The organism is Streptomyces sp. NPDC104814 (assembly GCF_055583185.1).
This window is the reverse complement of sequence record NZ_JBVJOL010000001.1, coordinates 915,258-927,285: the sequence shown is the minus strand read 5'-3', so window position 1 is coordinate 927,285 and position 12,028 is coordinate 915,258. Positions and strand designations below refer to the sequence as shown.

The window sequence follows — 12,028 nt, the reverse complement described above, 5'->3', positions numbered from 1 at the left end:
GGCGACACCACCCATGACAGGCGACGCCGCGGCCCGGAGCCAGCACCCCGGCCCCGCTTTCTCGCATCCGAGACGACTACGGCGTGAGGGCACCCGGGCACACCGCCCGCGGAAGGGCGGGCGCAGGGAGGCGGGACGGGGCCGCGGCCTAGAATTCGGGCCGGACCCGAACGCGCGACGAGGACGGTGAGCGGCTTGACCGCAAGGGATGCGGAGCTGGCCCGGCTGTACCAGGAGCGCACCGCGGGATCGCTGCCGGCGTACCAGCGCGTGAAGGACCTCGTCACCGAGCAGATCACCAGCGGGCGGTGGCGCGAGGGGGACGCGCTGCCCTCGGAGAACCGGTTCGTGGAGTCGCTCGGGCTGTCCCGTATGACGATCAACCGGGCGCTGCGGGAGCTGAGCACGCAGGGGGTGCTGCGCCGGGTCATGGGCGTGGGCACGTTCGTGGCCCGGCGCAAGGGCACGTCCCCGCTGGTCGAGGTGCACGACATCGCCGAGGAGGTCCGCCGCCGCGGCCACCGCCACCGGGCGCGGGTGCTCCAGCTGTGCGAGGAGGAGGCGGGGCCGGAGCTGGTCGCCCAGTTCGGGCTGGGTGCGCGGCGCACCGTCTTCCGCTCGCGTGTGGTGCACATCGAGGACGACGTGGCGATCCAGCTGGAGGACCGGTACGTGCACCCGCGGTTCGCGCCCGGCTATCTCGACCAGGACTTCACGCGGCGCACCCCGAACGCCTTCCTGTCCGAGGTCGCGCCGCTGGACCGGGGCGAGCACATCGTGGAGGCCGTGCTGCCGTCGCCGGAGGAGGCGGGGCTGCTGGGCATCGGGCGGTCCGAGCCGTGCCTGCTGATCCAGCGCCGCACCTGGTCGCACGACGCGCTGGTGAGCGTCGCACGGCTGCTGCATCCCGGGTCGCGCTACCGGTTGCAGGGGACGTTCGAGGCGCACTGAGCACACCCGTCCGGCTCACCGAGGGAACGGCACCCGCCGCGGGAACCCCGGCCGACAGGCGCTCGGCGCACGGCCTGCCGTCAGGCGGTGGCACCCGCCTCCGGGGACCTCGGCCGACGAGCGATCGGCGCCCGGCCTGCCGTCAGCCGCTCGGCGCCCGGTCCGCCGTCAGGGGTTCGGCGCTCGGCCGGACATGGCCGACGTCAAGCGCGCCGCTCCCTGGCGGAGCACATCGCGGACGTACTCCTCCTCGTGCCGTGAGTAGTGCCGCCGCCAGGTGCTGCTGAGCGCGGCGACGGGCAGGGCGTTGTGGTCGAACGCCGCGACGCCCACCGACCGGAAGCCCTCCGACACCAGCTCGACCTCCTCCGACCAGCCCCGCTCCCGGTCCTGCGCGAGCAGGGCGAGCAGTTCGGTGAGCGAGCGGGGTCCCCTGCCGGTCCGGGTGACGAGGTCCCCGGGGCGCGGGAAGAGCGCCCGGACCTGGGCCGGCGGCACATACGCGAGGATCGCCCGTCCGCTGGCCGTCAGATGGGCGGGCAGGCGTACCCCGATGTCGGTGACGAGGGCGCCGTCCACGTCCGCCGACCACCCGGTCGGCGGCCGCTCCTTGAGCAGGTACACCGTCTCCGCGCCGTACAGGACGCCGAGATGGACGGTCTGCCCGAGGCGCGCGGCGAGCGTGCGCAGGACGGGACGCGCCAGCCGCTCGAGCGGCTCGTGGCGCAGATAGGCCGAGCCGATCTCGAACGAGGCGACCCCGAGCCCGTACGCCTGCTCCTTCGCCACGTACGCCACGAAGCCGCGTTCCACGAGGACGTTGAGGATGTGGTAGGCCGACGAGCGGGGAATGCCCAGGTCACGGGCGAGCGCGGCGACCCGCACGGGCCGGGAGCGGCCGGCGAGATGCAGCAGGATGTCGAGCGCGCGCCCGACGGCGGGCGAGGTGCTGCTCGATGTGGTCGCGTGTCCGGTCATTGGTCCACCTCTTGACCCTCCTGTCTATACAGGAATATACAGGGGCCTCACCTGATCGGGCGCGTCGAGGGCCGCGGCGCCGGCACCTCCCGCCCGCTCTTCCCCGTCTGCACGTCTCGTCCCCCCGTCTGCACGTCTTCCCCTCCGTCCCGCCCCGGCCCTCCCCGTGCGGCCGCGGCCCGGAGGGGGACGCCCCACCCAAGGAGGGTCTTTTCCTTGAGCACCGCCAAGGCCGCACTGAGCAGGGGGCTCACCGCGCGGCACATCCGCTTCATCGCCCTGGGTTCCGCGATCGGCACCGGGCTCTTCTACGGTTCCTCGTCGTCGATCCAGGCCGCCGGGCCCGCGGTCCTGCTCGCGTATCTGATCGGCGGCGCCGCCGTCTTCCTGGTGCTGCGCTCGCTCGGCGAGATGGCGGTCAGCCGGCCGTGCGCCGGCTCGTTCGGAGAGTACGCGACGAAATACCTCGGCCCGTTCGCCGGGTTCGCGACCGGCTGGACGTACGCCTTCGAGATGGTGATCGTCGGCCTCGCGGACGTCACGGCCCTGGGCGTCTACATGGGCTTCTGGTTCCCGGGCGTACCGCGCTGGATCTGGGTCCTCGCGGCCGTGGGTGTCGTCGGCGCGATGAACCTGCTCAGCGTCAAGGCCTTCGGCGAGCTGGAGTTCTGGCTCTCCCTGGCGAAGATCGTCGCCATCGTCGCCATGATCGTCGCCGGTCTGGCGATCCTGGTCTTCGGCATCACGGACGGCGGCGCGCAGGCGAGCGTGTCGAACCTGTGGAGCAACGGTGGCTTCTTCCCGCACGGCGCCCAGGGCTTCGTGATGTCGTTCGCCGTCGTCATGTTCGCCTTCGGCGGCACCGAGGTCATCGGCGTCACCGCGGGCGAGGCGCAGAACCCCGAGAAGACCATCCCGAGCGCCATCAACTCCATCCCGCTGCGGATCGTGCTGTTCTACGTCCTCACCCTGGCCGTGCTGATGTCGCTGTCGCCGTGGCAGCACGTCGGCGACGGGGGCAGCCCGTTCGTGCAGATCTTCGCGAGCATCGGCGTGAAGTCCGCGGCGGCCGTACTGAACGTCATCGTGATCGTCGCGGCGCTGTCCGCGATCAACAGCGACATCTTCGCCGCCGGGCGGGTCATGTACGGCATGGCCGAGCGCGGTCAGGCGCCTGCCGTGCTGCGCAGGCTGTCGAAGAACGGGGTGCCGTGGACGACCGTCGTCATCATGATGGCGGCGCTGCTGCTGGGCGTGGTGCTCAACTACGTGATGCCGGAGCAGATCTTCGTCGTCATCTCCTCCATCGCCACGTTCGCGACCGTATGGGTGTGGCTGATGATCCTGCTGGCGCAGGTCAGGGCGCGGCGCGCGATGACGCCCGAGGAACAGGCCGCACTGCGCTACCCGGCGCCGCTGTGGCCGTACGGGCAGATCGTCACCGTCGTGTTCATGAGCGCGGTCCTGGTGCTGCTCGCCTTCTCCTCCGACACCCGCATCGCGCTGGTCGTGGGGGCGGTGTGGCTGGCGCTGCTGGGCGCGGTGTACGCGCTGTGGCTGCGTCCGCGGCTGCGCGCCGGGGCGGCGGCCGGCGAAACGTCTGGGATACCGGACACCAACTCCGCCGAGACCGTCGCGGCACGGTACTGACATGGGAGTTCATGGAGTCATGAACGTGGAAGTGAATGTCGGCCCCCTGTCCCCCGAAGACGTCGTCGCGGTTGCCCGCCACGACGCGCCCGTCGTGCTCGCCCAGGACGCGCTGAAGGAGATCGCGCGCAGCCGTGAGGTCATCGAGGGCCTCGCGGACGACGTGGTGCCCCACTACGGGGTCTCCACCGGGTTCGGGGCCCTGGCCACCCGGCACATCCCGACCGCGCTGCGCGCGCAGCTCCAGCGCAGCCTGGTCCGCTCGCACGCCGCGGGCTCCGGGCCCGAGGTCGAGCGCGAGGTCGTCCGCGCGCTGATGCTGCTGCGCCTGTCGACGCTCGCCACGGGCCGTACCGGCGTGCGGGTCCAGGTCGCCGAGACCTACGCGGCGCTGCTGAACGCGGGAATCACGCCGGTGGTGCACGAGTACGGTTCGCTCGGCTGTTCCGGTGACCTCGCGCCGCTCGCGCACTGCGCGCTCGCCGTGATGGGCGAGGGGAGGGTGCGGGACGCCGAGGGCGAGCTGCGGGACGCCGGCGACGCGCTCGCCGAGGCCGGGATCAGCCCGGTGGTGCTCAGCGAGAAGGAGGGGCTCGCCCTCATCAACGGCACCGACGGCATGCTCGGCATGCTCGTCCTCGCCTGTCACGACCTGCGGGGCCTGGTGCGGGTCGCCGACATCACCGCCGCGATGAGCGTCGAGGGGCAGCTCGGCACGGACGCCGTGTTCGCCGCCGACCTCCAGGCGCTGCGGCCGCACCCCGGGCAGGCCGACAGCGCCGCCAACCTGCGGTCGCTGCTCGCCGGTTCGGGCATCGTGGCGAGCCACCGCGGTCCCGAGTGCACCCGGGTTCAGGACGCCTACTCGCTGCGCTGCTCGCCCCAGGTGCACGGAACCGTGCGGGACACCCTGGCGCACGCCGAGCTCGTCGCCTCCCGTGAGCTGGCCAGCGCGGTCGACAACCCCGTGGTCACGCTCGACGGGCGGGTGGAGTCCAACGGCAACTTCCACGGGGCGCCGGTCGCCGCCGTACTGGACTTCCTCGCCATCTCGGTGGCCGACCTCGCGTCGATCTCCGAGCGGCGCACGGACCGGTTCCTGGACACGGCCCGCAACCACGGGCTGAACGCGTTCCTCGCCGACGACCCCGGCGTCGACTCCGGCCACATGATCGCCCAGTACACGCAGGCCGCGATCGTCTCGGAGCTGAAGCGGCTCGCCGCCCCGGCGTCCGTCGACTCGATCCCCTCCAGCGCCATGCAGGAGGACCACGTCTCGATGGGCTGGTCGGCCGGACGCAAGCTGCGCCGCGCCGTGGACGGCCTCACCCGCGTCCTCGCCGTCGAGCTGTACACGGCCGCCCGCGCCCTCGACCTGCGCTCCCCGCTCGACCCCGCGCCGGGCACGGCCGCGGTGCGCGACGGTCTGCGCGAGGTCGTGGCCGGCCCCGGGCCCGACCGCTGGCTGGCGCCCGAGATCGAGGCCACCTTCGCGTACGTCTCGTCCGGCACCGCCGTGTCCAGGGCGGAGGCCGCGGTGGGCGCCCTGGCCTGATCGACGCCGCCTCACCGGGCCCCGGCCCGCCGTCCTGGCGGGCCGGGGCCGCGGGCGTTCCGTCCATGGGACGCCGGGCCGTGATCACGTAGTAGTCGAGCAGACCGTCGCGGCACGGCATCCCCTCGGCCGCGCCCCGCAGGAAACGCAGCCGCTTCGGGTCGCGGGCGAGCAGCTCGGCGTGGGCCTCGCGGGCCCGCCCCAGCTGCTCCTTGGGGACGTCCACGCCGGCTACCGCCGCACACCCGAACTCGAGGCGCCGTACCAGGCGTCGCGGGCCCGGCGTGACGGCGAGACACCCCCGAGCCCGCAGCCGATCCCGACGGCGCGGCTGCGTGCCGCCTCGGGGGCGAGGGCCCGCACCACAGGCGGATCTCCGGGGAAACGCGCTGCCCGCCGGGGCCGCTCACCCGTCGCGGTGGCCGGCCGCGGCCATGCGTTCCTTCAGCGCCTGCTCGGTGAAGACGCGGTATCCGGTCTCGGGCCGGTATCCGTGGATCTCCCGGGTGTCCAGCGCGGCCATGTAGGCGAGGACCGCCTCGTCGACGATCTGCCCGGGCACCAGGACCGGGAAGCCGGGCGGGTAGGGGGTGACGAAGGTCGCCGAGACGACCTCCTGGCCGTTCTCCAGCGCCGCGCCGATCTCGTCGGCCGTCAGATAGGTGCAGGCGCTCTCGTCGTAGGCGAGGAAGAAGGCGCCGCGCACATCGCCGGCGGGCACGGCCGGCTGCGGCCGGAACGCGCCGTGGAAGGCGCTGAAGTCGGGCAGCGCCGGGGCGCCGCCGTCGAGCACGGCGGTGCGCCGCAGGTGCGCGGAGCGCTCGGCGGGCGTCATCTCCTCGACCCGTTCCTCCAGTTCGCCGATGACCTTGACCAGCACCTCGATCAGATACGCGACGGCGCTGCGGGTGGTCCCGATCGTCGTCATGAACAGCAGCGTGTTCGCGGTGCTCTTGTTGACCTGCACGCCGTGACGGTCCATCAACTGATCGTGCTTGAAGGCGTCCCCGTCGATCCCGGTCGCCGCGATGTGCAGCGTGGCCCGCGTCGGGTCGAGCACGAACTCGTCCTCCCGCCACGCGGCGGCCATCCCGGCGAAGCCCGAGCGCAGCGGCTGCTCGACTCCCGAAGAGCGAAAACGCGCGGGAATCAGCTCCGGCGTCGTGAGGAACCGCAGGTAGCGGCTGAGCACCGGATGCCGCTCGACGGCGTCGCGCAGCACCCCGGCCTGCTCCAGCTGCTTCTGCACCAACTCGAACCCCTCCAGCGCGGCCTGCCGCCGGCCGAGGTCGAGGGAGGCGAGGATCTGGTAGTTCGGCGAGGTCGAGGTGTGCGTCATGTACGCCTCGCGGAACGCCTCGGCCGCCTTGCGCCGGAAGTCCTGGTCGAAGACGTGGATCATCGAGCCCTGGCGCAGCGAGGTCAGCGTCTTGTGCGTGGACTGGGTCGCGTACACCCGCACGCGGACGCGTTCGGGATCCGGCAGCAGCCGCCGCGCCAGAAGCGTCTCGTCGTCCGGGTCGTCGCCGAGGGCGGCGCGGTGCTCGTCCCAGCGGCGCCGGTAGGCCGGGTCGCGGTAGCGGTCGGTGAGCGTGCGGGCCGCGGCCATCGCGGTACGGCCGCGGTAGACCGGATGGAAGCGGGCGAACGCGAACCACGCCTCGTCCCACAGGAACGCCAGGTCCGGCTTGAGGGCGAGGCACTCCTCCATCACCCGGGCCGGGTTGTAGACGACACCGTCGAAGGTGCAGTTGGTGAGCATCAGCAGCTTCACCTTGTCCAGCAGCCCGGCACGGCGCAGCATCAGCAGCTTGCGCTTGATCTCCTCGATCGGTACGGCGCCGTACATGCCGTACCGGTCCAGCGGATAGGCGTCCAGGTAGACGACCTGCGCGCCGGCCAGCATCAGGCCGTAGTGGTGCGACTTGTGGCAGTTGCGGTCCACCAGCACGATGTCACCGGGTGCCACCAGGGCCTGCGCGACGACCTTGTTGGCGGTGGAGGTGCCGTTGGTGACGAAGTAGGTGCGGCGCGCCCCGAACGCGCGGGCCGCCCGTTCCTGCGCCTCGCGCAGCGGGCCCGTCGGGTCCAGCAGCGAGTCGAGGCCGCCGGAGGTCGCGGAGGTCTCGGCGAGGAAGATGTTCATGCCGTAGAAGTCGGCCATCTCCGGGATCCAGTGCGAGGAGACGACCGACGTGCCGCGGGAGATGGGCAGGGCGTGGAAGACGCCCGTGGGGCGGCGGCTGTGGGCGCGCAGCGCGGTGAAGAAGGGGGCCCGGTAGCGCTCGCCGATGCCGTGCAGGATCGACAGGTGCAGCTCCAGCACGCCCTCGTACACATGGAAGACCCGGGCGAAGCCCCGGCCGAGTGCCGCCGCGGTGCGCTCGACGGCGCCGTCCGCCATCAGGTACAGGTCCAGCTCGGGGCGCAGCTGAAGCAGCCGGGTGCCGAGGGCCTGGGCGCGCTCCTCGAAGCCGGTGCCGTCGGCGGGCGCGTCCGCCGCGGGGCGCTCCAGGAAGCGGCGCAGCACGCTGAGGTCGTGGCGGGAGCGGTCCGCGAACCCGTGGCGGATGACGACCGCCTGCACGCTGGGGTTGACCAGTGCGGTGACCACCGCGTCCTCGACGCTGGGCGCCACGACCAGTTCGTAGGCGAACTCGTCCTCGGGGCGGCGGGCGCGGTGCAGTGCCTCGCGCAGCGCCGACTCCTCCGCCCGGCTCAGGGCGCCGACGACGAGCACCTCGCAGTAGGGCCGCGTGGGGCCGGGTGCGTCCGCCGCCACGGCGTCCGGGTGCCCGGAGGGGTGGGTGCCGGTGCCCAGGGCACGGTTCAGCTGGTCGGCGCGGCGGGCCAGGCGGTGCAGGTCACCGCTCTCCTTCAGACGGCGCAGCTCGGCGAGGCCCGGCGCGCCGGGGAAGGCCCAGCAGTTCTCGATCGGCGTCAGGAGCGAGAGCAGTTCGTCGACACGGGCGGAGGCGGAGGCGCCCGCTGCGGGGGCGCGGCTTTCGCCCGCGAGGCGAGGTGCCCCGTCCGCGGGGGCGTGGGTCCCATCCCCGAGGCGGGGTGTGCCTTCCGCCGGGCCCGGGGTCCACTGCGCCGGGCCGCGTGCCCCCTCCGCGAGGCCGGGTGCCCCCGCCCCCTCGGGGCGGCCGGGTGCCCCCTCCGTGAGGCCGCGGGTGCCCACCGCGAGACCGGGGGTGCCCTCCGCGAGGGCGCCTGTCTGCTCCGCCAGGGCGCTCCAGGCGTCGGCGCGCAGGTGACGGACGCTGGTGTAGACGCCCGCTCCGGGCGGTGGCCCGGCCATGGCCGCCTGCTTCACCGTTACCGGGGGGTCGATCTCTGCCATGGGCTCCATGGCGTCCATCAAGCCGCAGGTCACAACCCTGACGCCATGGCCCCACCGGGCAATCCGTCTCGCATCCAAGACGTCGCGGAGCGCGTCCGTCCGCACGGCCCGGGCGGACGTAGTCTCGCGCCATGTCCGTCGTACCAGCCGCCGCCCAGGTCCTCGCCATCCTCCGCTATCTCGCCGGGCAGGCCGGGCCCGTGCCGGCCGCGGCGATCAGCCGGGACGTCGGCGTGCCGCGGTCGACCACCTACCACCTGCTCGACACGCTCGCCCGCGAAGGGTTCGTCGTCCATCTGCCGGAGGAGAGGCGCTACGGCCTCGGGGTCAGCGCGTTCGAACTGGGCTCCGGCTACAGCCGCCAGGCGCCGTTCGAGCGCCTGGCGAGGGTGCCGCTCGCCCGGCTCGTGGACCGCACCGGACACAACGCGCACCTCGCGGTGCTGCACGGCCGCGAGGTCATCTACGTCATCGAGGAGCGCGCCCCGGGCCGTCCGCCGCTGGTCACCGAGGTGGGTGTACGGCTGCCCGCCCACCTGACGGCCAGCGGCCGGGCCGTCCTGGCGCGGCTGCCGACGGCACAGGTGCGGGCCCTGTTCCCGGACGCCTCGACGTTCGTACGCCGCAACGACCTCGGGCCGACGTCGCTGTCGGCGCTGCGCCACCTGCTGACGGAGGTACGCGCGCGTGGCTACGCGACGGAGGAGGACGAGATCACGACGGGCTTCTCCTCGGTGGCCGCCGCCGTGCTGGACCACACCGCCCACCCGATCGCCGGGGTGGCGGTCACGTTCCCCGGCGGCGAGGTCGACGAGGCGCAGCGGCTGCGGATCGCCGACGAGGTGGGCCGCGTCGCCCGCGAACTGACCCGCCGGGTGGGCGGCGTGCCGGGCTGACGCACGCCGTCGCCGGGCATACGCGAAAGGCCGCTTCGGATGTCTCCGAAACGGCCTTTCACCTGCGACTTCGTAAAGTCGGGACGACAGGATTTGAACCTGCGACCCCTTGACCCCCAGTCAAGTGCGCTACCAAGCTGCGCCACGTCCCGGCCGCGCGGACCCACGGGTGTCCCGCGTGATCGCGCGAACAGCACTTTACCCCACACCGGGGGCTGGGCCGAAGGGGGCACGGGCCGCACGGGACAATCGAGCCATGGCAGGCACGGCAGGCAACGGCGGTCGGGACCGGGACGGCGAGGGGCGGGCGCGCAACGCACGGCCCCGGGACGGGCTGGGCCGGCCCCTGCCCTACGGCGCCCCGGGCGTGGCCCGGCAGCCGGAGGGGGTGGTGCGCGCCCCGGAGGAGTCCGTGGCCGAGGCGCAGGCGCTGCTGGACGACGGCAAGCCGTTCCACGCGCACGAGGTGTTCGAGGACGCCTGGAAGTCGGGGCCGCAGCGGGAGCGGGCCCTGTGGCGGGGGCTCGCGCAGCTCGCGGTGGGCCTCACGCACGCGGCGCGCGGGAACGCCACCGGCGGGGCGCGGCTGCTGCGGCGCGGCGCGGGTGCCGTCGAGGAGTGGACGGCGGACACCGGCGAGACACGGCCGTACGGCATGGAGCTGGGCTCTGTCGTGGCCTGGGCGCGGGAGCTGGCCGCCGTGGTGGAGGCCGGCGGCGGGCCCGTGGACGCCCGGGAGCGGGCCCCGCGGCTGCGCTGACCGGCGGGCGGTGCGGTCACTGTCAGTGGCGTACGGCAGACTCGGGGCGTGCGAAAGATTCATGTCATCGGGATCGGTGCCGGCGATCCCGACCAGCTGACCCTGCAGGCGGTCAAGGCGCTGCGCGCCACGGACGTGTTCTTCGTCCTCGACAAGGGCGAGGTGAAGAACGACCTGGTCCAGCTGCGCCGGGACATGCTCGAGGCGCACATACCCGAGGGCGGGTTCCGGGTGGTCGAGGCGCGTGACCCGGAGCGGGACCGCCGTGCGGGCGGCGCCGCGTACTCCCCGGCCGTCGGGGACTGGCGCAGCGCCCGCGCGGGCATCTACGAGCGGCTGATCGCCGAGGAGCTGGGCGCGGAGGAGACCGGCGCGTTCCTGGTGTGGGGCGACCCGGCGCTCTACGACAGCACGATCGCGATCCTGGACGAGGTCCTCGAGCGGGGCGCGGTCGCCTTCGACTACGACGTCGTGCCCGGTATCAGCAGCGTCTCCTCGCTCGTGGCCCGGCATCGCACGGGGCTGAACCGGGTGGCGCGGCCGGTGCAGATCACCACCGGGCGGCGCCTCGCGGAGGGCTTCCCGGAGGGGGTGGACGACGTGGTCGTGATGCTGGACGCGCACCAGGCCTTCCGGCAGTACCTCGACCAGGACATCGACATCTACTGGGGCGCCTATCTCGGCACCCCGGACGAGATCCTCGCCTCCGGTCCGATCGCCGAGGCCGCACCGCGTATCGAGCGGCTGCGGGCCGAGGCGCGCGAGCGCAAGGGGTGGATCATGGACACGTATCTGCTGCGCCGCAACCCGAAGAACGCCTGACGCACCCGCCCGGGCCACGGGCATGCGGGGGCGGGCCGCCGGTGTGAGCAACCGGCACGGGCGGCGGCCTGACCTCCGCGAGGAACCGCCCCAGTCCCTCCGGGCCGTTCACCGCCTGCGGGCCATCCACAGCCTTCGAGCTGTTCACCGCCTGCGGACCGTCGGCCGTCTGCGGGCCCCGGTCGAACCGCCCGCGGGCCCCGGTCAGCCGCGGCCGAAGCCCAGCCGCTCCAGGACGCTCGCGACATCCGGCACCGCCGTCACCCCGTCCGGCAGCGGCGGGCGGCGTACGACCACCACCGGCAGGCCCAGTGCGCGGGCCGCCGTCAGTTTGGCCGCCGTGGCTTCTCCCCCGCTGTCCTTGGTCACCAGGACGTCGATGCGGTGCTCCCGCAGGAGCCTCGTCTCGTCGTCCACGGTGAACGGGCCCCGCGCGAGGATCACCTCCAGCCGCGGCGGCAGCACAGGCCCGGGCGGCTCCACGGACCGTACGACGAAGTCGATGTCCGCCAGGTCGGCGAAGGCGGCGAGGCCGAGGCGGCCCGTGGTGAGGAACACCCGTCGGCCGAGGCGGGGCAGCTCCCGCGCGGCCGCGTCCAGCGATGCGACGGTGTGCCAGCGGTCGCCGGGGCCCGGACGCCAGCCCGGCCGGCGCAGCACCACCAGCGGTACGCCGGTCAGCGCGGCGGCCTCGGCGGCGTTCGCCGTGATGCCGGCGGCGAAGGGATGTGTCGCGTCGACGACCGCGCTCACCGCCTGCTCCCGCAGCCACCCGGCGAGCCCCTCGGCGCCGCCGAACCCCCCGACGCGCACCTCGCCGTCGACCGCCTGGGGCCGGGTCACCCGCCCGGCCAGCGAGGTGGTCACCCGCACCCCCGCCCGCTGTGCGAGGACGGCGGCGAGACGGCGGGCCTCGGTGGTGCCGCCGAGGACGAGGACGTGCGGGGTCGGCATGGCGCCGAGCCTACGAGGTGCCGGGTCCCGGCAGGTCACCGGCTCTGGCGCCGTATCCGTCCCGCGGCCACGTCGCCGGTGGCGGGGCAGTCGCGGGGGGCCGGACAGCCACCGGT

9 protein-coding genes and 1 tRNA gene are annotated in these 12,028 nt (G+C 73.7%); 6 read left to right on the top strand and 4 right to left on the bottom strand.

Features of this window, described 5'->3' with window-relative positions; genetic code table 11:
• Nucleotides 1-195: 195 nt before the first annotated feature.
• Nucleotides 196-951, top strand: a complete 756-nt coding sequence (gene hutC / locus ACZ64A_RS03915) for a histidine utilization repressor (protein WP_469808028.1) — start codon at nucleotides 196-198, stop codon at nucleotides 949-951.
• A gap of 168 nt (nucleotides 952-1,119) precedes the next feature.
• On the opposite strand, the gene ACZ64A_RS03910 is transcribed toward hutC, so the two are convergent.
• Nucleotides 1,120-1,929 (bottom strand): IclR family transcriptional regulator, encoded by an 810-nt coding sequence (locus tag ACZ64A_RS03910; RefSeq protein WP_469808027.1) that lies wholly within the window; start codon nucleotides 1,927-1,929, stop codon nucleotides 1,120-1,122.
• A gap of 216 nt (nucleotides 1,930-2,145) precedes the next feature.
• On the opposite strand from ACZ64A_RS03910, the gene ACZ64A_RS03905 reads away from it, so the two are divergent.
• On the top strand, nucleotides 2,146-3,579 hold the full coding sequence (locus ACZ64A_RS03905) for an amino acid permease (protein WP_469808025.1): 1,434 nt from the start codon (nucleotides 2,146-2,148) through the stop codon (nucleotides 3,577-3,579).
• 1 nt (nucleotide 3,580) lies between these two features.
• Nucleotides 3,581-5,134 carry a histidine ammonia-lyase gene (gene hutH / locus ACZ64A_RS03900; protein ID WP_469808024.1) on the top strand — a complete coding sequence of 518 codons (1,554 nt, stop codon included), beginning with the start codon at nucleotides 3,581-3,583 and terminating at the stop codon, nucleotides 5,132-5,134.
• A 406-nt stretch (nucleotides 5,135-5,540) separates the two neighbouring features.
• On the opposite strand, the gene ACZ64A_RS03895 is transcribed toward hutH, so the two are convergent.
• Nucleotides 5,541-8,480: an aminotransferase class I/II-fold pyridoxal phosphate-dependent enzyme gene (locus tag ACZ64A_RS03895; RefSeq protein WP_469808023.1), complete on the bottom strand. Its 2,940-nt coding sequence runs from the start codon at nucleotides 8,478-8,480 to the stop codon at nucleotides 5,541-5,543.
• A gap of 131 nt (nucleotides 8,481-8,611) precedes the next feature.
• Here ACZ64A_RS03895 and ACZ64A_RS03890 point away from each other — a divergent pair, with 131 nt between their 5' ends.
• Entirely contained in the window at nucleotides 8,612-9,376 is a 765-nt protein-coding gene (locus ACZ64A_RS03890; RefSeq protein ID WP_469808021.1) for an IclR family transcriptional regulator, read from the top strand.
• Between the two features lie 78 nt (nucleotides 9,377-9,454).
• Here the strand turns inward: ACZ64A_RS03890 and ACZ64A_RS03885 are convergent.
• Nucleotides 9,455-9,528, bottom strand: a tRNA-Pro gene (locus ACZ64A_RS03885).
• A 104-nt stretch (nucleotides 9,529-9,632) separates the two neighbouring features.
• Between ACZ64A_RS03885 and ACZ64A_RS03880 the strand changes: the two genes are divergently transcribed.
• Nucleotides 9,633-10,136 carry a DUF309 domain-containing protein gene (locus ACZ64A_RS03880; protein ID WP_469808020.1) on the top strand — a complete coding sequence of 168 codons (504 nt, stop codon included), beginning with the start codon at nucleotides 9,633-9,635 and terminating at the stop codon, nucleotides 10,134-10,136.
• Between the two features lie 48 nt (nucleotides 10,137-10,184).
• The gene (gene cobF, locus ACZ64A_RS03875; protein WP_469808019.1) at nucleotides 10,185-10,958 is read left to right on the top strand and encodes a precorrin-6A synthase (deacetylating); all 774 of its coding nucleotides are present in this window, start codon (nucleotides 10,185-10,187) and stop codon (nucleotides 10,956-10,958) included.
• Between the two features lie 204 nt (nucleotides 10,959-11,162).
• Here the strand turns inward: cobF and ACZ64A_RS03870 are convergent, their stop codons facing one another.
• Nucleotides 11,163-11,912, bottom strand: coding sequence for a cobalt-precorrin-6A reductase (locus ACZ64A_RS03870; RefSeq protein ID WP_469808017.1), 750 nt, complete (start codon nucleotides 11,910-11,912; stop codon nucleotides 11,163-11,165).
• Nucleotides 11,913-12,028: the final 116 nt, after the last annotated feature.

Bases quoted from the DNA above. Each gene is read 5' to 3' on its own strand.
- ACZ64A_RS03910 (WP_469808027.1), bottom strand. From the start codon at position 1,929: ATGACCGGACACGCGACCACATCGAGCAGCACCTCGCCCGCCGTCGGG.
- hutH (WP_469808024.1), top strand. From the start codon at position 3,581: ATGGGAGTTCATGGAGTCATGAACGTGGAAGTGAATGTCGGCCCCCTG.
- ACZ64A_RS03895 (WP_469808023.1), bottom strand. From the start codon at position 8,480: ATGGCAGAGATCGACCCCCCGGTAACGGTGAAGCAGGCGGCCATGGCC.
- ACZ64A_RS03890 (WP_469808021.1), top strand. From the start codon at position 8,612: ATGTCCGTCGTACCAGCCGCCGCCCAGGTCCTCGCCATCCTCCGCTAT.
- ACZ64A_RS03880 (WP_469808020.1), top strand. From the start codon at position 9,633: ATGGCAGGCACGGCAGGCAACGGCGGTCGGGACCGGGACGGCGAGGGG.
- ACZ64A_RS03870 (WP_469808017.1), bottom strand. From the start codon at position 11,912: ATGCCGACCCCGCACGTCCTCGTCCTCGGCGGCACCACCGAGGCCCGC.